This is a genomic window from Ideonella paludis (assembly GCF_018069865.1).
GTDB lineage: Bacteria > Pseudomonadota > Gammaproteobacteria > Burkholderiales > Burkholderiaceae_C > Ideonella > Ideonella paludis.
On sequence record NZ_JAGQDG010000005.1, the window covers coordinates 181651 to 202942 of the forward strand.

A 21292-nucleotide genomic window follows, 5' to 3' on the forward strand; every position below is an offset into this window, starting at 1 on the left:
TGAGTCGTTGAATGTCTGCAATCAACCTGTCGCCGACATTCACAATGAATGAGGTTTGCTAATCCTTTAGAGCCGCAACAAGCGCCGTGCTTCGTCCGGGCTGGCCAGCGGGCGCTCCAGCTCTCGGGCAAGGCGTGCCACCCGAGCCACCATCTGCGCATTGCTCTGGGCCAACTCGCCCTTGCGGTAGTAGACATTGTCTTCAAAGCCCACGCGCACATGGCCGCCCAGCACAATGGCCAAGGTGTTCAGCGGCAGTTGGGCTGCGCCAATGGCGGCGACTGTCCAGGTGGCGTCTGCGGGTAGTTGGGCGCGCAAGAACATCAGCGACTCTGGCGTGCCCGCCATGCCGCCGGGGATGCCCAGCACCAGGTCAAAGTGGGCCGGGCTGGGCAGCAGGCCTTTTTTGAGCCAGCGCAGCGCGGTGCTGAGCATGCCGCTGTCAAAGATCTCCAGCTCAGGCCGCACGCCATGCTCGGCCATGACGCGGGCGAACTCGGTGATGTCGTTCGGGGCATTGAGGAAGACATCGTCACCAAAGTTGACGCTGCCCATGGAGAGCGTGGCCATCTCGGGCTTGAGGGTGACGGGGGCCAAGCGCTCGGCCGCTGTCATGCCCACCGCGCCGCCGGTCGAGACCTGCACGATGACATCGCTGCGGGCTTTGACCTCGGCGATGATCTCGCGATAGACCTCGCGGTCTTGCGTGGGCGTGCCGTCCGCCAAGCGGCCATGCACATGCACCATGGCCGCGCCCGCCTCGGCACACTCGGCCGCGGCAATGCCGATCTCACGCGGCGTCAGCGGCAGCGCAGGCTGCTGCGCCCGCGTGACCTCGGCGCCGGTGAGTGCCGCCGTGATGATGAGCTTGTCCAAGTCACCCCTCCTGTATTTCTCTGTGCCTCTGTGTCTCTGTGACGGTCTTCCCAATCAGCCCGGCTTGCGCTGGAACCCCACCGGCACCACGCAGGTGCCCGAGGCGCGGCACACCACCACCGGCGGGTTCAAGACATCGGCGGCAGAGACCTGGCCCGGCACGTTCGCCGCGCTGATGACCTTGCGCGCTTCAAATTCCATCTTGCGCGAGCTCTTGCCCATCTGGGTGATGCGGCCGTGGGCCTCGATGAAATCGCCGGCCAGCACTGGCGCCAAGAACTCGACCTTGTCGTAGGCCACAAACAGGCCTTCATCGCCGTCGCTGCGGATCAGCAGCTCGGTGGCCACATCGCCAAACAATTGCAGCATCTTGGCGCCATCGACCAGGTTGCCGGCGTAGTGGGCATCGTGCGAGCCCAGGCGTAGGCGGATCATGCTGGTGATCTCTTGGGTGTCAGACATGAGCCTCGGCTCCTTTGAAGCGTTGAATCCATTCGTGGATGGCAAACGAGGCCACATCCTCGGCATAGGTCTTGGTGCCAAAGCCGGCGTCGTAGCCCAGCTCTTTGGCCAGCTCATGGCTGATGCGGGGGCCGCCCACAATCAGCACGACCTTCTCGCGCAGGCCTTCGGCTTCCAAAATGTCAGCCAGGCGGGTCAGGTTGTCGAGGTGGATGTTCTTTTGCGTCACCACCTGCGAGACCAGAATCACATCGGCTTTTTCTTCAATGGCCCGTGCCACCAGCACCTCAGAGTCCACCTGCGCGCCCAGGTTCAGCGCACGGATCTCGTGATAGCTCTCCAGCCCTTTGTGGCCGTTATAGCCCTTCATGTTCATGATGGCGTCGATGCCCACGGTGTGGGCGTCGGTCTCGATGGTGGCACCGATCACCACCATGCGCCGGCCCATGTGCTTGGCGATCTTGGCATTGATGCCGTCTTTGTCCAGCACCTCAAACTCAGGCTTGGCCACCTGCAGCGCGGAGAGGTCGACCTGGTATTTGCATTGCCCATAGACCACGAAGAAGCTGAAGCCCTGGCCCATGCTTTCGGCATGCACCACGGCGGGCTCCTCCAGGCCCATTTGCAAGGCCAGGCGCTTGGCGCCCTCCTTGGCGGTCTCGTCCAAGCTCACCGGCAAGGTGAAGGAGAGTTGAACCCGGCCGTCCCCCAGCGTGTCGCCGTAGGGCTTGACCCATTGCTCAGGCAGTTTGATCTCAGACATGGTGTGCAGCGCCGCCGTTCATGCGGGCAGGGAAGGGGTTGTAGTACTCAGCGGTCTTGGCAATCACACCGTCCAGGCCCTTGCCGCCGGTGGGGGTGCGGGAGATGTCCGCAAAGGTGCCTTCGCCGATCGCGGCGGCCAGGCCGATCTGCTCAATGCGGGCCAAGATGGCTTCGGTTTCGGCCAGCACGGCTTGGGCGCGGCGCTCCACCAGGCCGCCTGGCTTGACTTGCAGCTCGCTGTGCAGGTCCTTCATGGTGCCAAACACATACTTGGCGTTCTGGATGGCCAAGAAGCGGTCTTGGATGAAGGGCGTGTGGATGGCCTCGGTCATCATGCCCAGCAGGTGGATGTGCTGGCCGGTGACGGTGCTGACCACATTGAACAAGGTGTCCTGCACCTGGCCCTTGAAGATATTGCCCGTCATGTGCTTGGTGGGCGGCATGTACTTCAGTGAGGCCTCCGGGAAGACCTGACGCACCAGTTGCGCATGGGCCAGCTCCCACAAAAAGCCGTTCTCCAGCTCGGGGTTGATCTCGAAGGCATGGCCCAGGCCCATCTGGTCGGGCTTGAGCCCGGAGAGGTAGGCGAACTGCTCGTTGATGAGCTGGGAGGCCAGCACCGTGTGCGCGGCCTCCACGGCATCGGCCGTGGTCAGGTAGTTGTCTTCACCGGTGTTGATGATGATGCCGGCATAGGCGTTCACCATGCGCGAGAAGAACTGGTCAATGAAGGTCCGCTTCATATTGATGTCGCGGAAGATGATGCCGTACATGGAGTCGTTGAGCATCATGTCCAGCCGCTCCATCGCGCCCATCGCGGCGATCTCGGGCATGCACAGGCCGGAGCAGTAGTTGGTCAGCCGGATGTAGCGGCCGATGCGCTGCCCCACCTCGTCCAAGGCGGTGCGCATCAGGCGGAAGTTCTCTTGCGTCGCAAAGGTGCCGCCAAAGCCTTCGGTGGTGGCGCCGTAAGGCACATAGTCCAAGAGGCTTTGGCCGGTGGAGCGGATCACCGCGATGATGTCTGCGCCTTGCTCGGCCGCTGCGCGGGCCTGCGCCACGTCTTCGTAGATATTGCCGGTGGCCACAATCAAATACAGCCAGGGCGTGGGCGCATCGCCTTGGGTGCTCAAGAACTGCTGGCGCTGGGCGCGTTGGCTCGCAATGTGCTGGCACATGCGGTCGGCCAAGGCGTCGGCCTGCTGCCGCGCAGCGCCCAGGTCTGCAGGCATGTTCAGGGTGATCTGGCCCGCCGCCACGCCCTCGGCCACTTGCTGGGCGCTGAGCTGATGCTGCTGCATGGCGGCCCCCACCATCAGGGCTGCGCCATGGGCCAGCAGGCCTTGGGCTTGCAGGTGCTCGACCACGCGGTTGGGCAGTGGCACCTCGTTCTCGTCGATGCCATCAATGCCCATCAGGCGCAAGGTGGCGCGCTCCACCGTGGTGGTGGTGAAGGCCGACATCTCGTCATAGACCTGGCGCGCAATGCGCCGGGCCGAGCCCCGGGCGCGGTCAATCTGCGCCGTGTCTAACTGCAGGGGGTTCATGCGGAAACTCCGTCAAATTCAAGCAGCACATCGCTGACACACAGGCCGGGGAAGGCGTGTTGGGCGGTGGCTAAAAAGTCGTCGGCCTGGAAGCTGCCGCCGTAAGGTGAAAAGGGGTTGACGGTCAGGCCCATCAAACGGATGGCACGGTGCGCCAAGAGCTGCGCGCCCAGGCGCTGCAGTTGCGCCAAGTCGCTGGCTTCGACGAACAGCTTGGTGCCGTCCGCCACCATCACGGTCAGGCCCGGGTTGGCTTGAGCCAAGCTCAGCAAGGCTGCCCACAGCGCGCGCCCCACCGCACCGCTGACCGCCACCAGCGCCACGGCCCGGCCCTGGGCTTGGGCCAGCAGCGTGGTGCCAGCGTTCAGCGTGGCAATCGGGGCTTGAAACACGGCCTCACCCGCCGGGCCCCACAGGCCCACGCCACCGTCCTCAAACACCATGGCGCAGCGCTGTTGCACCTCGGCAGGTGCTGCGGCCAGATTCAGAATCGCGAGGCGGTCGCGCGTCTTGCGCAGCACATCGCCCATGCCACCGCCCAGGGCTGCGCCCGTGGCCAGCACCACGCCGTCGGCAATCGCCGGCGAGGCATGGTGGCTGCGGCCCAAGGCGCCGTCCAGCATCACGCGGTCTGCCCCGCATTGCTGCAAGAGCGCGATGGCCGTGTGCTGGTCCGCGCTGCGTGAGGCCCCGGCAATCTCCATCTCGCCCTTCTCCAGCACCTGCACCAGCAGGATCTCGCCCATGGGGCTGGAGATATCGGTGCTGCCCAGATAGCGGGTCTTGACCTTGGCGCGTTGCAGCGTGGTGCGTGCGGTGGCCACCAAGCTGCCCGGCCACACCATCACCGGGGGCTTGGGCACTTGGAAGACCTGATCGCGGTCTTCACCATCGCGGCCAATGCTGGTGACCCCGGCCGTGCAGCCTGCCTGTGCCGCAGCGGCTAACACATGGTTGAGCGCCACCGTCTTGCCGGTGTTCTTGGTCATGCCCATGAAGGCCACGGTACGCACGTCCGAGCCGACGATATGGCGCCACAGCGGTGAGCGAGGTTCAGACATACAGCTCTTCAAACAGGGCGCGCAGCGCAGGGCTTTCGCGCAGCAGGCCCAAGGCATGGTCGGCATGGCCGGTGGCGTAGCCATTGCCCACGATCATTTGCACATCTTTGCCCACGCCTTCCGCGCCCAAGGCGGCGGCGGTGAAGCTGGTGGCCATGGAGAAGAAGTAAATGGTGCCGTGTTGGCGCGTGGCCAAGATGCTGCCCATCTCGGTGTTGGGGATGTTGACGCAGTTGATCACCACATCGGCCAGGCGGCCTTGGGTGACGCCTGCCACCGCTTCCATCAAGCCCAATGCATCGCGGGCATCGACCTGCAAGGTGTGGTCGGCCCAGCCGAGCTGGCGCATGCGCGCGCAGTCTTTCTCGAAGGGCGAGACACCGATCACGCAGCCGCTGGGGCCGGCGCGCTTCTTGGCTTCATAGACGCACAGCGTGCCTGACTTGCCGCCGCCGCCAATCACCACCACGGTTTGGCCGGGCTGCACCAGGCGGGCTGTTTGCGCCGGCGCACCGGCCACATCCAGAATGGCCAGGGCCAGCTTCTCGTCGATGTCAGCGGGCAGCTTGGCATAGAGCCCGGTTTCAAACAGCACGGCTTGGCCTTGGATGTCGATCTGGTCTTTGTCCAGGTGGATCTTGACGATCTGGTCAATGCGCAGGGGCGTGAGCGACAGCGACACCAGGGTGGCGATTTTGTCGCCCACCTTCAGGTCGGTGCGGCCGCTCAGGGCCGGCCCGATCTGCGCGACGGTGCCAATCAGCATGCCGCCCGAGCCCGTGACCGGGTTGTGGTGCTTGCCGCGGGTCTCCACAATGCCCTGCACGATCTTGGCTACGCGGTCCAGATCACCGGCGGCCTCTTGTTTGATCTGGGTGAAGCTGGCCGCATCGATGTTGAGGGCCAGCACATCAATCAGGATCTCGTTGTCAAAGATCGACATGGTGTTGTCGATCTTCCAGGCCCCTTGCGGCATCACACCTTGGGGCTCCAGCACGCGGTGTGTTCCGTAAGGCGACCCTGGTCTGAAGACTGCGTTCATGCCGGGCCTTCAGTTGCTGGTGGTGGGCAGGCTGAAGTCTTGGCCCAGGCCAGGCATCTCCACCGTCATGCCTTTGTAGTTGCGGCACTTCACGGTGGTGCCACTGCCGTCGGGCAAGGGCTCTTCACGCACATAGGTGGGGATGATGGGCAGCTTGCCCAAGCCGCCCAGGCCATCCACGATGAAGGTGGGCACGGCCGGGCCGCTGATCCAGCCGCGCAGGCCTTCATAGAGCTCCAGCATGCGGCGGTGCGGCACGATGAAGTGGTGAGCGCCTTCCACCATGTCGGTGGAATACACATAGTAAGGACGCACGCCCATCTCAATGGTCTGCATGAACAGCTCGCGCATCACTTCCACGCTGTCATTCACCCCCTTCAGGCAGACGGTTTGCAGGCCCATCATGATGCCGGCCTTCTGCAGCATCTTCACGCGCTGGCGCAGCAGCGGGGTGATCTCTTTGTGGTGGTTGATGTGGATGTTGACCATCTGCACGCGGTGCTTTTCCAGCACGGCGCACAGCTCGGGCGTGATGCGGGTGGGCAGTTGCACCACCATGCGCGAGCCCATGCGCAAAAAGCGCACATGCGGGGCGCGGCGGCGCAGCTCGCCCAGGATGTAGTCCAGGCGCTCGTCGGTGAAGGTCAATGGGTCGCCGCCCGACAGCAGCACATCCTCAATATTTTTGTTATCGGCGATGTAGTCGATGGAGGCTTCGATCTCGTCTTTGTGCACCGAGCCCGTGGGCTGAGACACCATGCGCTTGCGGGTGCAGAAGCGGCACAGCGTGGCACAGGTGTTGGAGACCAAGAACAGCACGCGGCGCGGATAGCGGTGCACAACGCTGGTGCCAGGAATGGTGTCACCCTCTTCGCCCAACTGGTCGAGCATGGTGGCAAAGCCGGGCTTGGTTTCTTCGTGGAAGCTGGGCAGGTACTGCAGGCGGATGGGGCAGTTCGGGTCGTCGCGGTCCATCAGCTGCGCCATATAGGGCGTCACGGCGATGGCGAACTTTTTATAGACCGTCTCGTTGACGTCTTCCACATGGTTGAGCACGCCCATCAGGTCCGAGTGGTGGGTGTAGCGCCGCGCAAACTGCTTTTGCCAGTCTTCGCTCTCTGGGTCATAGGCTTGCAGCGCTTCATAAGTGAGCAGCTTCTTGGGAGAGGTGGCGAAATCAACTTTTTGCAGCATGGTGTGCCTCGGCAATGTGGTGGTGAGCGGCCCGGCGCTTTGTCTCGTGCAACCCTGATGGTCGCAGGGTGATGTGCCGTCAGTGTAGAAATCCAAGCGGCCGAATAAAACTGTCAAAGTGAATGATTCAAGTGCCAAAATTCAGTCACTTTGACTGACGATCATCCACAATGAAAAAAGCACTCTCTGCGGCCCCTGCGGCAGCCGGCCTAGACGCCCTGGATCACCAGTTGATCGAGCTGCTGAAGGTCAACGCCCGCCTGCCCTTGGCCAGCATTGCCAAAGCCTTGGGCTGCGCCCGCAGCACGGCGCAGTTGCGGCTCAAGGCGCTGGAGGCAACGGGGGTCATCACCGGCTACACCGTCAGCGTGGCCAGCACGCGCGGCAGCAATGTGATCCGCGCCATGGTGCTGATGTCCATCGACACCCAAAACGAGGCCGACGTGATCAAGGCCCTGTCCAAGCGCCATGAGATCACCAAGCTCTACACCGTCAGCGGCCGCTACGACCTCTGCGCCCTGCTGCTGACCGAGTCCACCCAAGAACTGGACGCCGTGATCGACAAGATCCGCATGGTCAAGGGGGTGCGGGATACCTTCTCGACCATTTTCCTAACGGCGAAGTTGGACCGCCCCGAGTGATCGTGGCCGACAGGGTCCTTGTGAGCCGCTCCCGGCGTCCTCGCAGCCTCACACCTGCGGCAACAAGAACCGCCGCTCCCACGCGCTGATCTCGCGCAGGTAGCTGTCATGCTCCAGTTGCTTGACGGCTAGATAAGCGCGCACAAAGTCAGCCCCCAACAGCCGTGCGGCATGGGGGCTGGCGGCGAGGCGGTCGTGGGCCATCAGAAAGCTGCGCGCCAAGGTGTGGGCGTGGTCGTAGCCATTGCCTTCAATCGGAGCGCTGGGGGTTAACTGCTCTTGCAAGCCGGCCAGCCCAGCAGCCAGTGAGGCAGCAATGGCCAAGTAGGGGTTTGCGTCGGCGCCGGCGATGCGGTTCTCGACGCGCCGGGCCTCGGGGCCGCTCAAGGGGATGCGCAGGCCGGTGGTGCGGTTGTCGTGGCCCCAGTCCAGGTTGATGGGTGCTTGGCTGCCGGTGACATAGCGGCGGTAGCTGTTCACAAAGGGCGCGTAGACCAGCATCAGGTCCGGCCCATAGGCCTGTAGGCCACCCAGGTAGTGGCTGAACTCGGGGGTGGCGCTGCTGTCTGCCGCGCTGAAGATGTTGCGGCCTTGCCCATCGACAATGCTCTGGTGCAGGTGCATGGAGCTACCCGCCTCGCCCGAGAGCGGCTTGGCCATGAAGACGGCATTGAGGCCGTGCTTGAGCGCCACTTCCTTGGCCGCCATCTTGAAGAGAAAAGCCTGGTCGGCCACGGCCAGCGCGTCGCCATGCAGCAGGTTGATTTCGTACTGCGTGGGGCCGACTTCGTGGATCCAGGTGTCGGCGCGGATGCCCAAGGCATCAATGGCGGCATGGAACTCATCCCAAAACGGCGCCAGCTCATTGAGCATATTCATGCTGAAGGCCGACTGCCCCACTTCGGCGCGGCCCCCACGGCCCACGGGCGCGCGCAGGGCCTCGGCGGGGTCGGTGTTGGCGGCGGTCAGGTAGAACTCAATCTCAGGGGCGACCACTGGCGTCAAGCCGGCCTGGGCATAGCGCGCCAGCACGGTCTTCAGCACCGAGCGTGGTGCAAAGGCGCACAGCGTGCCGTTCATCTCCACGCAATCGTGAATGGCCATATAGCGCGGCACGCTGGCCCAGGGCACGGGCTTGAGGGTGGCCATGTCGGGCACCAGGCGCACATCGGGGTCGGCGTCGGGGAAGATGGGGTCGTAGGAGTACTCGCCCGTCACGCATTGCATGGGGATGGCCTGGGCGATGCGCAGCTCCTGCCCCTTGGCAAAGCTGACGGCCGGCATCAGCTTGCCGCGCGGGTAGCCCGAGACATCGGGGAAGAGGCATTCCACGTCGCGCACGCCTTCGGCGCGAAAGCGTTGAGCGAGGTCGGTGGGGTGGGTGCTCATGGTGCAGGCGGGCGGCCGCGGGGCGGCGGTCAAAGTCGCAATGTGTCCATGCTGACACAACTTTCATGCGCTACTGACACAGCGCTGCTCTTTAATCCATGGCATCGAAGCCCATGGCGCACAGGCGCCCCACGCAGGAGAGATGACCATGTCCCAACACCCCCACGGCTTAGCCCAGGATCTCGCGACCTTGATGCAACAAACCCAAGCCCGGCGCCAGGCGCTGCGATGGCTGGCCGGCGCGGGGGCGGTGGCCTTGGTGGGCTGCGGTGGCGGCGGGGACGACAACAGCAGTGACATTGGGTCCGGCAGTGGCAGCGGTAGCGGCAGTGGGTCGGGCTCAGGCAGCAGCGCAAGCTGCTCTGTGGCTCCGGAAGAAACGGCGGGGCCTTATCCAGGTGATGGCTCCAATGCCAACAGCAGCGGCGTGGCCAATGCCTTGGCCCTGAGCGGCATCGTGCGGCAAGACATTCGCAGCAGCTTTGCCGGGGCGACCGGCGTGGCCAGTGGCGTGCCGCTCACGGTGATTTTGGATCTGGTGAATGTCAATGGTGCTTGCGCCGATTTGTCGGGCTATGCCATCTACCTGTGGCATTGCGATGCGCTGGGGCGCTATTCCATGTACTCGTCGGGCATCACGGCCGAGAACTATTTGCGTGGGGTGCAAGCCACCAACAGCAGTGGCGAGGCGAGCTTCACCACCATCGTGCCCGGCTGCTATGACGGGCGGGTGCCCCATATGCACTTTGAGGTCTATCGCAGCACCACCACGGCCACCTCGTTCAGCAACAAGCTCAAGACCTCGCAGCTCTGCTTTCCCAGCAGCATGACGGACGCGGCCTACGCCACCTCAGGCTATAGCGGCAGCGCCGCCAATGCCGCGCGCATCAGCTTGGCCAGCGACAACGTGTTCAGCGATGGCTACAGCACCCAGCTCACCACGGTGACAGGCAATGTGACGGACGGCTTTGTGGCTCGGCTGACCGTGGGGATCTCAGTGTGACTGAGTTAGGCTCTGCAGCTTGACTGTGGAGACCTGCCCGATGACCCGCTGTTTGCTGGTGGACGACGATGCCGCATTGCGCACAGAGCTCAGTGAGTACCTGCAAGGCTTTGGCTTTGAGGTGACGGCGGTGGCCTCTGGCGTGGCGATGCGCCAGTGCCTGGCGGCCCAGCCTTTTGCGGTGGTGCTGCTGGACGTGATGCTGCCCGGCGAAGACGGGGTCAGCCTGCTGCGCGGCCTGCGGCAAACGAGCAGCACACCGGTCATCATGTTGACGGCGCGGGGTGACACCTCCAGCCGTGTGCTGGGCTTGGAGTTGGGGGCTGACGACTATGTGGCCAAGCCCTTTGAGCCGCGCGAGCTGGTGGCCCGCATTCAAGCGGTGCTGCGCCGGGGCAGCGGCGGGCAAGACCCCGGGCGGCGCTATGTCGCATTTGCCACGTGGCGTTTTGATCGGGTCGCGCGCCAACTGATCTCGGCCGATGACGTGGTGCTGCCGCTGTCTAGTGCGGAGTTCAGGCTGCTGGAGGCCTTTGTGTCAAAGGCCGGCCAGGTCTTGAGCCGAGACCGTTTGCTGGAGCTGACGCGGGCGCCCGGCGTCGAGGTGAATGAGCGCAGCATCGACCTGGCGGTTTCGCGCCTGCGCACCAAGCTGGGCGATGCCTCGCGGGAGCCCGGTTTGATTCGCACCATCCGCGGTGAGGGTTATCTCTTTGACACCGAGGTGGCCTGAGATGCGCCAAGCCTTCGCCCGCTGGGACACGCTGGGCCTGCGTCTGTTCCTGCTCATGTGGCTGGCCCTGGTGCTCAGCCATGCGGCAGCCTGGGGCTGGAATCAACTGGGGGGGCCAGCCAGCCCCTCACACCGACCCCCAGGCCTGGGTGATGGGCCGCCCGCCCTGCGCTCGGGAGCAAGCCCTCCGCCAGGGGCCCCGCACCCACCCGGCGAGGGGCCGCCACGGCCACCCGCGCCCCGTGCAGAAGGCCAGGGTGATTGGCCGACCTTTCCGTCGCTGCCGCCCATGTCCATGGACGGTGGTCCCGGCCTGCCCGCTGGCGCACTGATGGCCGACTATGGGATCCGCCTGCTCTTGATCGCCTTGGCCTCGTGGTGGGGAGCGCGCTGGTTGGCCCGGCCCATGGCCCAGCTCAGTGCAGGCGCACAGGGCTTGGAGCGCGCCCTGAGCTTGGGCCTAAAGCCACCACAACTGGAGGAGCACTCGGGCACGCGAGAGGTGCGCCAAGGCGCTGCGGCCTTTAACCAGATGGCGGCTCAATTGAAGCGTCAGTTCGATGAGCGTGGCTTGATGGTCGCGGCCATGTCGCACGACCTCCGCACGCCCTTGACCCGGCTGCGGGTGCGGCTGGAGGGCGCACCCATGCCTGAGGAATGGCGCGCCCGCAGCATCAGCGACCTGCAAGAGATGTCGGCCCTCATCGATACCACCTTGGAGGTGTTCAGCCTGCAGAGCCGGCCGCCCGGTGCTTGGCAGCGCGTCGAGTTGTCGGCCCTGCTGCAAGCCGTGGCGGACGATGCGGCAGAGTTGGGCCAGGAGGTGCAGAGCTTGGCCACCGAGCCCGTCTATGCCCAGACCGACCCTCTGGCACTGCAGCGTATCGTGGGCAATTTGGTCAGCAATGCGGTGCGCTATGGGCAGCGGGCGCGCTTGAGCCTGCAACGTGACTCGGAGAGCCGCTTGTGCATTCACGTGGAGGACGACGGGCCGGGCATCCCGCCCGCCCTGTTGGCCGAGGTCATGCAGCCCTTTGTGCGCTTAGAGGCCTCTCGCAACCGCGAGACGGGTGGGGTCGGGCTGGGTCTCTACATCGCCCGGGAGCTCAGCCGACGCCTCGGGGCCGAGTTGCACCTGCGCAATCACGCCAGCGGAGGCCTGCAAGCCATCGTCCGGCTTTAGCGCTGCGCATCAACCCTGGCCAAGGGCGGCAACATGTCCCCCGACACCAAGGCGGTCAGCAACTGCTTGATGCCCGGCAGTTGGGCACAGGGCGCCAGCACATGGTCGCGCAGCAGGGGCAGCACCCGGCTGCCCGATTGGTACATCGGCGTGAAGACGGCGCTCATGGCTTGGTAGCTGCGCACATGCCAACGCCGCATCGCTGCATAGCGGGGCAGGGCCCGCTCCAACGGGTGGTTTTGCAGGGCCGTGAACAGGGCCAGGGCGTCCAGCAAGGCCATATTGGCGCCTTGTCCCAGTTGGGGGCTGGCGCGGTGGGCGGCGTCGCCGATGAAGACCAGGCCGGGTTCGTAGGGGCGCCGCAGCGTGCCGTGGGCATAGCGGGCCGGGGTCATCTGCGCGGTGTCGGTGATCTGCGTGATGAAGGGATGCAACTCCGGCCACAGGCCCAGCGCCTGGGCTTGCCAGGCGGCGAGATCGGTGTGCGCCCAGGCGTCCAAGTCTCGGGCGGGCATGGACCAGAACAAGGCGGCGCGAGGGTCCGAATCACCGGGGAGGCGCCCCACAGGCAGCACGCCGACCATGTGGCTGGCACCTCGATAGCGCTGGCGCAGTTCATTGAAGGGCAGGGCGGTGTCATGGGGCCAGCGCACCGTGCCCCAGATGGCGCCGTAGTTCAGGGGCCGCGCCTGCAGCGTCGAGAGGCGCGAGCCCGCGCCACTGGCGTCCACGACCAGGTCCACCGCCTCCAAGGCCTGGCCCTGGGCATCGCGCAGCACCCGCTGGCCGCTCTCCAGGGTCGCACTGTGAATGCTCATGCGGGTGCGCACCGGCACGCCAGCCGCTTGCGCGGCTTGCCACAGCACCTCGAACAGCGCAGCGCGGTGCAGGGCCAAGCCCGGCTGGTCGGGCCGGTAGGCGACATCCAGCACCGAGCGCCCCTGGGGCAAATGGCCTTGCATGCGCACGAGGGGGGCGCCCATGGCGCGGGCCTGGTCGCCCAGGCCCAAGTGGTCCAGAACGCCCAAGCCCACCGGTTGAATCACCAAGCCGGAGCCCACGGGCTTGGGCTGTTCAAAGCGCTCCCACAGGCACACCTGGTGCCCCGCCCGCTGGACCATGGTGGCCAGGGCCAGGCCACCGATGCCAGCGCCCACGATGGCAATCTTCATCTTGTCTGGGGGATCGATGACCGATCCGTTACACCGAGGGCCGCATCATCCCAGACGAACGCAGCACTTTCCTTCGGCCTTGGCGCGATACAGCGCCACGTCAGCACGCTTGAGGGCAGCCAGTGGGTCCTCTTGTGAAGAAGTCACGGTCGCCACGCCGGCGCTGAGGCTCAACTGAAGCGTCTGCCCCGTCGCGGCGAGGTGCAGGTCACTCTGGCTGGCGTCCACAAAGCGTTGGGCCACTTGTTGTGCGACCTGTGGATCGCCGCAGTCATGCAAGACCACGGCAAACTCGTCGCCCCCCAATCGTGCCACCACATCCGACGGGCGTTTCACATGGCTGAAACGGGCGCCCAAGGTGCGCAAAACCTCGTCACCGACATCGTGGCCATGGCGATCGTTGATGGGTTTGAAGCCGTCGAGGTCCAGCATGATCACGGCATAGGGCGTGCCGTGTTGTTGCAGGGCTTCGCTGGCCTGGGCCAGTGCGGCATGCAGGCTGACCCGGTTGGGCAAGTCGGTCAGGACATCGTTGTAGGCCAGCCGGGTCATGGCCCGCTCGGCTTCTTGGTGCAGGGTCACGTCCTCGGCCACCAAGATGATCATCGAGGGGGCCACATCATCATGCAAGGTCAGGGCCAGCTTACAGGCAATGAGCCCGCCGTCGCTGTTGCGCAGGGTGGCCAGCAGGTCACGGATCGAGCGGTCTTGACGGGCTTGCAACTGCTGCACCAAGGCCTGCCATTGCCCGGGCTGCGGCCACAGGCTCGCTTCCCCCAAACTCTGGCCGGTGTCAACACGCAGGCCGAACAGGCGGTGCCAGGCATCGTTGGTGGCCACCAGTTGGCTGTCTTGCAGGCGGACCACGGCCGTGGCCACCGGCAGAACCTTGATGAGGTTCAGCAGGCGGGTCTTCATGGTCAGCACGGCATCGATCAAGGGCATCTGCCCCCGCTCGCCCGGGGCGCTGGCGTCCTGGGTCAAGTCGCCCCGGATGATCTGCTGCGCCAGCGCAATCACGTGTTGGTCGTCGTAGCCTTCTCGGCGCAGCCAAATGGCCAGGTAAGACATCATCCCGACGAAGGGCAGAAAGTAGAGGACGTGGATGGCGAAGGTCGCCCAGAAATGGGTGTTGTCAAACACGTAGATCGGGCTGCCTCGCCACTGGGCATACCCCAGCAACAGGTGGTGCAGATAGATCACCACGGTGGCCATCACGATGGTGCGCCAGTCGCGGTAATACAGCAGCACGCCGATCAGGCCGAACGCCGAGAAGTGGGCTTCTATGTCGCCGCCCGTCTGGTGGATGATCAAGGCGGTGAACACCATGAACCCGCTGGCCATGAAGAGGCGGGTGATCAGGGCGCCGTTGTGCTGCCGTGCCAGCCAGGCTCCTAACAAGGCGGTGGGCAGGCCAATGGCCAGGGCCGACAGGTAGGTGCCGCGCAGGGGGGCCAAGGCCAGGCAGACCAGCAGGAGAAACAGGCTCATGCGCACCATGATCCGGTCGGCGCGCTCGCGATAGGGCCGCACAAAGGGGTCGAATGCCGCTTCGGCGGCCAGCAGGCGGCGGATCATCGGCGCACGCAAAGATCCATCAGGGCGGCGTCCTGCAAGGCCAAGGCCACCAGCCCCAGGGCTGCCCCCAGAGCCCACAGACTCACCACCGCCCCAGGGTGGCGTTTGGCACTGTCGTGCAGGCGATGCGCTGCCGATGCGGCGGCAGGCCAAAAGCCCCGCTGACGCAGAGCCTTGTTGATGCATGTGCAGCAGGCGAGCTTGGCCCGAACGATCACGGCGGCCCTCTTCTTGGTTGACACCCTCCACCCCATGCCCGAGAGGCACGGTGGGCAGGACGCTACCTTAGCGGGGTTTGGCCTGGTCGATCAACAGAAAATGTCAGCCAGTGCGGCGCTGTTCCGCGTGGAGCAGGGCATTGCGGGCAGGGCCGCGGGTGGCGCTGGCCCGCGCGATGCGGGCCGCCGCCTCCCGCCACCTTATGCCGCCTTATGCCGCCTTATGCCGCCTTGCGCTGGCTGCCGCTTTGGCGCCACTGGTCCATCAGCGATTGCCACTGGCCGCGCACGGCCGCCAAGTGGCGGGCCTTGACGTGGCCATAGCCGCGGATGTTCTCGGGCAGGCGGGCGATCTCCAGCGCCAGGGGCAGCTTCTCGGCGCTCAGGCCTTGCAGCAGGGTGTCGATGGTGTCGCGGTATTCGCCGATCAGCGCGCGCTCGGTGCGGCGCTCTTCGGTGCGGCCGAATGGGTCCAGTGCGGTGCCGCGCAAGCCTTTGAGCTTGGCCATCAGGCCAAAGGCGCTGCGCATCCAGGGGCCAAAGGCTTGCTTCACCGGCTCACCTTGGGCGTTGGTCTTGGCCAGCATCGGCGGCGCCAAGTGGTGCACCAGCTTGAAGTCGCCCTCAAACTGCGCATTCAGCTTGGCCAGGAAGCTGGGGTCGGTGTGCAGGCGCGCGACCTCGTACTCGTCCTTGTAGGCCATCAGCTTGAAGAGGTAGCGGGCCACGGCCTCGGTCAAGCGGGTGCTGGACAGCGGCGCCTCGGCGGCGCGAACCTTCTCGACAAAGCTGCGGTACTGGGCCGCATAGGCCTCGTTCTGATAGCCCGTCAAGAAGCTGACGCGCTGGGTGATCATGTCGTCCAGGCTGGTGCGCTTGACGAACTGGATCACCTGACCCGTGGTGAACAAGGCCTTCACGGCGGCCAAGTCGTGGGCGCAGCGACGGCCCCACTCGAACGCGGCCTTGTTCTTCTCGACTTGCACGGCATTGAGTTCAATGGCGCGCATCAGCGCGGCATGGCTCAGGGGCACGCGGCCCTTTTGCCAGGCAAAGCCCAGCATCAAGGGGTTGGTGTAGATGGAGTCACCCAGCAGTTGGGTGGAGACTTCTTCGGCATCAAAGGCCGCCAAGTGCTGCGGGCCCACGGCGGCCGCAATGGCGGACTCGCAGGCCTCAGCCGGGAAGCTCCAGTCCGCGTCCAGCACAAAGTTGGCGGTGGGGGTGCGGTGGTTGTTCATCGCCACAAAAGTGCGCTGCGGGTGCATCACCGACAGCGTGGTCTTGTTGGCGGTGGTGATGGCCTCGCAGCCGATGATCAGGTCGGCCTTGGCCGTGTCTACCTTGGTGGTGTGAATGGCGTCCAGGGTGTTGGCGATCTGCACATGGCTCCAGGTCGCACCACCCTTTTGGGCCAAGCCCGCCGCGTCTTGGGTGATGATGCCCTTGCCCTCAATGTGCGCCGCCATGCCCAGCAACTGGCCGATGGTGATCACACCGGTGCCGCCAATGCCGGCCACCACAATGCCCCAGGCGGTGTCGCAGGCGGGCAGGGTGGGCTCGGGCACAGCAGGCATGCTGGCCGCGGCGCCTTGGGCTGGCTTGGCCTTTTTGAGCGTGCCGCCTTGCACCGTCACAAAGCTGGGGCAGAAGCCCTTGACGCAAGAAAAATCTTTGTTGCAGGTGTTCTGGTTGATCTGGCGCTTGCGGCCAAATTCAGTTTCCAGCGGCTCCACGGAGACGCAGTTGCTCTGCACGCCGCAGTCGCCGCAGCCCTCGCACACCAGCTCATTGATGACCACGCGCTGCTCGCTCTCGGCCATGGTGCCGCGCTTGCGGCGACGGCGCTTTTCGGTGGCGCAGGTCTGGTCGTAGATGATGGCCGTGGTGCCCTTGATCTCGCGGAATTGGCGCTGGATGGCATCCAGCTCATCGCGGTGGTGCACGGTGATGCCGGGCAGCAGGCTGACGCCGTCGTACTTGCCGGGGTTGTCGCTGACGATGACCAGCTTGGCCACGCCTTCGGCCGTCAAGCTCTGCATGATTTGCAGCACGGTGTGGCCTTCGGCGCGCTCACCCACGCGCTGGCCGCCGGTCATGGCCACGGCGTCGTTGTAGAGGATTTTGTAGGTGATGTTCACGCCGGCCGCAATGCTCTGGCGGATGGCCAGTAGGCCGGAGTGGAAGTAGGTGCCATCACCCAGGTTGGAGAAGATGTGTTCTTCTTTGGTGAAGGGCGCCTGGCCCACCCAAGGCACGCCCTCGCCGCCCATTTGAGTGAAGGTGCTGGTGCTGCGGCCGGGCATCCAACTGACCATGTAATGGCAGCCGATGCCGGCCACGGCGCGTGAGCCTTCGGGCACGCGGGTCGAGGTGTTGTGGGGGCAACCGGAGCAGAACCAGGGCGTGCGGTCCCCGGTCTTGACCTCCAGCGTGGCGAGTTCGCGCTCCTTGGCCTCGATGACGGCCACGCGCTGGTCCATGCGCTGCGCCACGTCATCGGGCACGCCCAGCTTTTTCAGGCGCTTGGCAATGGCCTTGGCGATGAGGGCCGGGGTCAGGTCAGCCTTGGCGCGCAGCAGCCAGTTCTCGCTCGGGTTGGGGCGGCTCCATTCGCCGCCGGTGTTGTCGCCCTCGGCTTCTTCAAACTTGCCGATCACATTGGGGCGCACATCCGCGCGCCAGTTGTAGAGCTCTTCCTTGAGTTGGTACTCAATGACCTGGCGCTTTTCCTCGACCACCAAAATCTCTTGCAGGCCTTGGGCAAAGTCGCGGGTGATGGTGGCTTCTAGCGGCCACACCACATTGACCTTGTGCAGGCGCAGGCCAATGGCGCGGCAGATGTCATCGCTCAAGCCCAGATCGGCCAAGGCCTGGCGGGTGTCGTTATAGGCCTTGCCGCTGGCGATGATGCCGAAGCGGTCTTGCGGGGTGGCAATGACGTTGTAATTGAGCTTGTTGGCACGCACATAGGCCAGGGCGGCGTACCACTTGTAGTCCATCAAGCGGGCTTCTTGCTCCAGCGGCGGGTCGGGCCAGCGGATGTGCAGGCCACCGGCCGGCATCTGGAAGTCCTCGGGCAAGAGGATCTTCACGCGGTTCGGCGAGACATCCACGCTGCTGCAAGACTCCACCACCTCTTGGATGGTCTTCATGCCGGTCCAGACCCCAGCAAAGCGGCTCATTGCAAAGGCATGCAGGCCCATGTCCAGAATGTCTTGCACGCTGGAGGGGAAGAAGGTAGGGAAGCCGCAGGCTTTGAAGACGTGGTCGCTCTGGTGGGGCGCGGTCGAGCTCTTGGAGACATGGTCGTCACCGGCAATCGCAATCACGCCACCATGCTGGGCCGTGCCGGCCATATTGGCGTGCTTGAACACGTCCAGGCAGCGGTCCACGCCCGGGCCCTTGCCATACCAAATGCCAAACACGCCATCGTGCTTGGCCTTGTCTTTGTAGAGGTCGAGCTGCTGCGTGCCCCAGACGGCGGTGGCACCCAGTTCTTCGTTGACCCCCGGCTGGAAGACGATGTTTTGCGTGGCCAAGTGCTTTTTGGCCGCCATCAGGGCTTGGTCATAGCCGCCCAGCGGTGAGCCGCGATAGCCGCTGATGAAGCCGGCGGTGTTCAGCCCCACGGCCGCGTCACGCACCCGCTGCAGCATGGGCAGGCGCACCAGGGCTTGCACCCCGCTCATGAAGGCACGCCCCTCAGGCAGGGCGTATTTGTCGTCCAGGGTGACCTTTTCCAGCGCGAGGCGAATGGAATCAGGCAGTGGTGCGTTCATGGTTTGTCTCCGTGGGGCGCGAGGATAGGGCGCGAAAGGGGGCGCACGGCAGACAGGCTTGTGACCCGGCCGCAGCCCCACACCTGCGTGAAGGGCGTGTGGGTCAGAGTGTAGGGCTAAGCCCGCGACAGGTGCTTTCTTTCAATTGCTTGTTATTCTTCTAATTGGCAAGAACATTGCCAAAAAAATGAATCAATAGAAAGAATAATGCCTTGATGGGGTGGTTTCGGGTAAACCACGAGCCTCAAGCAGGGCGGTGAACCCGTGCCAAGTAAGCCGGCATCTCGGCGGCTGGCAGCGCAGGGCTGTAGAGCCAGCCCTGAAAGAGGTCACAGCCCAAGTCTTGCAGCAGGTCGCGCTGAGCCTGGTGTTCCACGAACTCGGCCACCACGCACACACCCTGAGACTTGCCCAAGCGGGCCACGGCGCGGATGATGTCTTGGTCGACGGGGTTGTTCAGCACGTCGCGGGTCAGCCGCCCATCCAGCTTGATGGAATGCATGCGGAAGCGCTGCATATAGAGCAAGGAGGTGCACCCCATGCCGAAGTCGTCCATGGAGAGTTTGAGACCCAAGGCCTCCAGTTCAGCCAGCGTGTCATCAGCCTGCTGCGAGGAGGACATCATCCGGCCTTCGGTGATCTCCAGGTCCAGCGAGGGCGCATCAAGGTTGTGGCTTTGCAGGGCTTTGCGCACGACGGTGACCCAGTCGGGGTTTTCCAATTGCGCAGGCGACATGTTGATGCTCACCACGAACCCGTCCCAGCCCGCGCGCCGCCACTGCGCCAAGTCAGCACACGCTTGGTTCACCACCCAGTGACCAATGGTGTGAATGGTCTCGCACTCTTCGGCGATGTTGATGATGGCTGCCGTTGGGATCGGGCCATGCACCACATGGCGCCAGCGCAGCAGGGCCTCGACGCCCACCACGCGGCCGGTCGCATCATGCTGCGGCTGGTAGGCCAAGGTGACCTGGGGGCCCCCTAAGTCACGGCGGAAGTCCTCCATCAGCGCCCGGGCGATGTCGCCGAGGTTGTCAGCGCGCTCCAGCAAGCTCGGAGGCGCCTGGATGGGGTTGGTCAAAAAGCTCAACGCGGCGCTGAGCGTGCGCTGATTGCGCCGCTGACGCTGCGCTTCCAGCCGTCGCACATAAGGCAGATAGATCAGCACAGAACAGCACAAGGCCACCGCCTGCACTGCCGCGCCGGACCAGGAATCGGTCAACACATATCCGGAAATCAACATGGGCGTGGACCAGACCACAGCTTGGCCGCTCAGGGCCATGCCACCCCATTCCACGGCCGCCACCGCGATCAAGCAGTTGAGGGCCGGTGCCGCCACAAAGGGCACCAGCAGCGCGCGCCCGAACACCAGCGGAATGCCGAAAAGCAGCAGCTCGTTCACATTCAGCAAGGCCGGCAGCGCTGAGAACCAAGCCAGCTTGCGCAAGCCCGCGTCTTTGCAATTCAACAGGCACGCGATGATCAAGCCCCAGGTTGCCCCAGCGCCCCCTAAGTGGGCAAAAGCGTTGACAAACGTGGGGCTGGCCGCGTGCGGGGCATAGAGCACAGCCGGGTCTGCAAGATAGGTGGCGCCCGCCGCGCCCATGCTCAAGAAAAGCTGCCCGCCATTGATGCCCACCAGCCATAACAGCTGGTTGATGAGGACCAGCAAGACATTCATCAGCCAAGCGCCCGGTAGATGGGCTTGGAGGGTTTGATGCAGGGGAGCCAGCACGGTGCTCAGCAGCCAAGGCCCGATCACACTGCTCAAGGTGTGGTGACCCAGGTAGACCAGGCCCAGAACAATGGCGGCTTGCTCCGACAGGCGCAAGGCTTGCTGCAGCGGCACGCCCGACTCCAGGGCATTCAGCCCCTCATGACGCGGCAGCCAGCGGCTGGCCCAATGCATCAACTCTGCCGTGGCCAGGCCCACGAGCAAACCTTCCAAGATATGCACATACCCCAGGACACTCAAGTCCTTGGGCTGACCCGGCAGAACCACCAGCATGAACCCCGCCGCGGCCACCGCCGCCACGCTGGCTTGCGGCGCTTCCGAACGGGATCCATGCTCCGCCAGCAAGGCCGACAGGCGCATGGCAATCACCATCGCGCTGGCCAGCCCCATGATCCCCATCGTGGCGTTGAGGCTCAGTGCGGCGGTGTCGGCCCACTGTGGGCCGAAAGACTGGCTCATCCACGCGTTATAGCCTTGGATGGGGAGGTAAGCCAGGACGTTGGCCATGGCGCCCAAGAGCGTGAGCGGCAACAGCGCCACAAATCCTTCGCGAATGGCATAGGCCCAAAGACGGCGCCGGGACAAGCGACGCGTCTCTTTGGGAGCTTGAAAGCCGAGCAGTGTGGAGTCTGGCGGATCTTTGGGTCGCAAGGTGCTGGTCGAGGTGAGGCTTGACATAGAGGTGGCCGTAACGCAAAGCTCACGCACAGGAGACCAAAGGCCTCCTGTGCGCCAGCAGGAGTGAACATGGAGCACGCTTCAGCCGGGTAGGCTGGGTGCTTGTCGGTCATCACTCCCCGTCGACTACGGTCTTTATGGGTATGCCGCGAACCTATACTAGCCGCTCGACCACAGGGCGCCTAGCCGGACATATGTCCCCTCCGCGCTGTATACCTGATGACCTGGGGCCT

17 protein-coding genes are annotated in these 21292 nt (G+C 64.6%); 4 read left to right on the top strand and 13 right to left on the bottom strand.

Annotation, left to right across the window (positions count from 1 at the left end; all coding sequences use genetic code 11):
- Positions 1-66: 66 nt before the first annotated feature.
- From kce to KAK11_RS14075, 7 genes are read right to left on the bottom strand one after another with little or no spacing between them, the layout of a single operon-like run.
- Entirely contained in the window at positions 67-876 is an 810-nt protein-coding gene (kce, locus tag KAK11_RS14045) for a 3-keto-5-aminohexanoate cleavage enzyme (protein WP_210809817.1), read from the bottom strand.
- 54 nt (positions 877-930) lie between these two features.
- Entirely contained in the window at positions 931-1338 is a 408-nt protein-coding gene (gene kal, locus KAK11_RS14050) for a 3-aminobutyryl-CoA ammonia lyase (RefSeq protein ID WP_210809818.1), read from the bottom strand.
- Positions 1331-2101, bottom strand: a complete 771-nt coding sequence (gene kamE, locus KAK11_RS14055) for a lysine 5,6-aminomutase subunit beta (RefSeq protein WP_210809819.1) — start codon at positions 2099-2101, stop codon at positions 1331-1333. Before kamE ends, kal begins: the two co-directional genes overlap by 8 nt.
- Complete coding sequence (gene kamD / locus KAK11_RS14060; protein ID WP_210809820.1) at positions 2094-3650, bottom strand: lysine 5,6-aminomutase subunit alpha; 1557 nt, start codon at positions 3648-3650, stop codon at positions 2094-2096. Before kamD ends, kamE begins: the two co-directional genes overlap by 8 nt.
- Positions 3647-4711 carry a lysine 5,6-aminomutase reactivase subunit KamB gene (gene kamB, locus KAK11_RS14065; RefSeq protein ID WP_210809821.1) on the bottom strand — a complete coding sequence of 355 codons (1065 nt, stop codon included), beginning with the start codon at positions 4709-4711 and terminating at the stop codon, positions 3647-3649. Before kamB ends, kamD begins: the two co-directional genes overlap by 4 nt.
- Positions 4704-5753 (bottom strand): L-erythro-3,5-diaminohexanoate dehydrogenase, encoded by a 1050-nt coding sequence (gene kdd, locus KAK11_RS14070; protein WP_210809822.1) that lies wholly within the window; start codon positions 5751-5753, stop codon positions 4704-4706. The genes kamB and kdd overlap by 8 nt, the downstream gene beginning before the upstream one ends.
- A gap of 9 nt (positions 5754-5762) precedes the next feature.
- On the bottom strand, positions 5763-6947 hold the full coding sequence (locus tag KAK11_RS14075) for a KamA family radical SAM protein (protein ID WP_210809823.1): 1185 nt from the start codon (positions 6945-6947) through the stop codon (positions 5763-5765).
- 170 nt (positions 6948-7117) lie between these two features.
- Between KAK11_RS14075 and KAK11_RS14080 the strand changes: the two genes are divergently transcribed.
- A complete protein-coding gene (locus tag KAK11_RS14080) occupies positions 7118-7588 on the top strand; it encodes an Lrp/AsnC family transcriptional regulator (RefSeq protein ID WP_210809825.1) in 471 nt (156 codons plus the stop codon).
- 48 nt (positions 7589-7636) lie between these two features.
- On the opposite strand, the gene KAK11_RS14085 is transcribed toward KAK11_RS14080, so the two are convergent.
- The gene (locus KAK11_RS14085) at positions 7637-8977 is read right to left on the bottom strand and encodes a glutamine synthetase family protein (RefSeq protein ID WP_210809826.1); all 1341 of its coding nucleotides are present in this window, start codon (positions 8975-8977) and stop codon (positions 7637-7639) included.
- Between the two features lie 148 nt (positions 8978-9125).
- Between KAK11_RS14085 and KAK11_RS14090 the strand changes: the two genes are divergently transcribed.
- The 3 genes from KAK11_RS14090 to KAK11_RS14100 are packed head-to-tail and all read left to right on the top strand — an operon-like array spanning position 9126 to position 11896.
- Entirely contained in the window at positions 9126-9980 is an 855-nt protein-coding gene (locus tag KAK11_RS14090) for a dioxygenase family protein (protein WP_210809827.1), read from the top strand.
- Between the two features lie 40 nt (positions 9981-10020).
- A complete protein-coding gene (locus KAK11_RS14095) occupies positions 10021-10713 on the top strand; it encodes a response regulator (RefSeq protein ID WP_210809828.1) in 693 nt (230 codons plus the stop codon).
- A 1-nt stretch (position 10714) separates the two neighbouring features.
- A complete protein-coding gene (locus tag KAK11_RS14100) occupies positions 10715-11896 on the top strand; it encodes an ATP-binding protein (RefSeq protein ID WP_210809829.1) in 1182 nt (393 codons plus the stop codon).
- Here KAK11_RS14100 and KAK11_RS14105 read toward each other — a convergent pair.
- The 5 genes from KAK11_RS14105 to KAK11_RS14125 form a co-directional block, all read right to left on the bottom strand.
- The gene (locus KAK11_RS14105) at positions 11893-13068 is read right to left on the bottom strand and encodes an FAD-dependent oxidoreductase (protein WP_210809830.1); all 1176 of its coding nucleotides are present in this window, start codon (positions 13066-13068) and stop codon (positions 11893-11895) included. The two genes, KAK11_RS14100 and KAK11_RS14105, sit on opposite strands and share 4 nt — an antisense overlap.
- A gap of 45 nt (positions 13069-13113) precedes the next feature.
- Positions 13114-14646 carry a GGDEF domain-containing protein gene (locus tag KAK11_RS14110; protein ID WP_210809831.1) on the bottom strand — a complete coding sequence of 511 codons (1533 nt, stop codon included), beginning with the start codon at positions 14644-14646 and terminating at the stop codon, positions 13114-13116.
- Complete coding sequence (locus KAK11_RS14115; protein WP_210809832.1) at positions 14643-14864, bottom strand: hypothetical protein; 222 nt, start codon at positions 14862-14864, stop codon at positions 14643-14645. Before KAK11_RS14115 ends, KAK11_RS14110 begins: the two co-directional genes overlap by 4 nt.
- Before the next feature lie 221 nt (positions 14865-15085).
- Entirely contained in the window at positions 15086-18646 is a 3561-nt protein-coding gene (locus KAK11_RS14120) for an indolepyruvate ferredoxin oxidoreductase family protein (RefSeq protein WP_210809833.1), read from the bottom strand.
- A gap of 244 nt (positions 18647-18890) precedes the next feature.
- Positions 18891-21059: an EAL domain-containing protein gene (locus KAK11_RS14125; RefSeq protein ID WP_210809834.1), complete on the bottom strand. Its 2169-nt coding sequence runs from the start codon at positions 21057-21059 to the stop codon at positions 18891-18893.
- Between the last annotated feature and the right edge of the window lie 233 nt (positions 21060-21292).

Excerpts from the sequence above, each read along its gene's own strand:
- KAK11_RS14120 (WP_210809833.1), bottom strand. The coding sequence starts at position 18,646 with ATGAACGCACCACTGCCTGATTCCATTCGCCTCGCGCTGGAAAAGGTC.
- KAK11_RS14075 (WP_210809823.1), bottom strand. The coding sequence starts at position 6,947 with ATGCTGCAAAAAGTTGATTTCGCCACCTCTCCCAAGAAGCTGCTCACT.
- kamE (WP_210809819.1), bottom strand. The coding sequence starts at position 2,101 with ATGTCTGAGATCAAACTGCCTGAGCAATGGGTCAAGCCCTACGGCGAC.
- KAK11_RS14100 (WP_210809829.1), top strand. The coding sequence starts at position 10,715 with ATGCGCCAAGCCTTCGCCCGCTGGGACACGCTGGGCCTGCGTCTGTTC.
- kal (WP_210809818.1), bottom strand. The coding sequence starts at position 1,338 with ATGTCTGACACCCAAGAGATCACCAGCATGATCCGCCTACGCCTGGGC.
- kamD (WP_210809820.1), bottom strand. The coding sequence starts at position 3,650 with ATGAACCCCCTGCAGTTAGACACGGCGCAGATTGACCGCGCCCGGGGC.
- KAK11_RS14090 (WP_210809827.1), top strand. The coding sequence starts at position 9,126 with ATGTCCCAACACCCCCACGGCTTAGCCCAGGATCTCGCGACCTTGATG.
- KAK11_RS14095 (WP_210809828.1), top strand. The coding sequence starts at position 10,021 with ATGACCCGCTGTTTGCTGGTGGACGACGATGCCGCATTGCGCACAGAG.
- KAK11_RS14080 (WP_210809825.1), top strand. The coding sequence starts at position 7,118 with ATGAAAAAAGCACTCTCTGCGGCCCCTGCGGCAGCCGGCCTAGACGCC.
- kdd (WP_210809822.1), bottom strand. The coding sequence starts at position 5,753 with ATGAACGCAGTCTTCAGACCAGGGTCGCCTTACGGAACACACCGCGTG.
- KAK11_RS14105 (WP_210809830.1), bottom strand. The coding sequence starts at position 13,068 with ATGAAGATTGCCATCGTGGGCGCTGGCATCGGTGGCCTGGCCCTGGCC.
- KAK11_RS14085 (WP_210809826.1), bottom strand. The coding sequence starts at position 8,977 with ATGAGCACCCACCCCACCGACCTCGCTCAACGCTTTCGCGCCGAAGGC.
- KAK11_RS14110 (WP_210809831.1), bottom strand. The coding sequence starts at position 14,646 with ATGATCCGCCGCCTGCTGGCCGCCGAAGCGGCATTCGACCCCTTTGTG.
- kamB (WP_210809821.1), bottom strand. The coding sequence starts at position 4,711 with ATGTCTGAACCTCGCTCACCGCTGTGGCGCCATATCGTCGGCTCGGAC.
- KAK11_RS14125 (WP_210809834.1), bottom strand. The coding sequence starts at position 21,059 with ATGTCAAGCCTCACCTCGACCAGCACCTTGCGACCCAAAGATCCGCCA.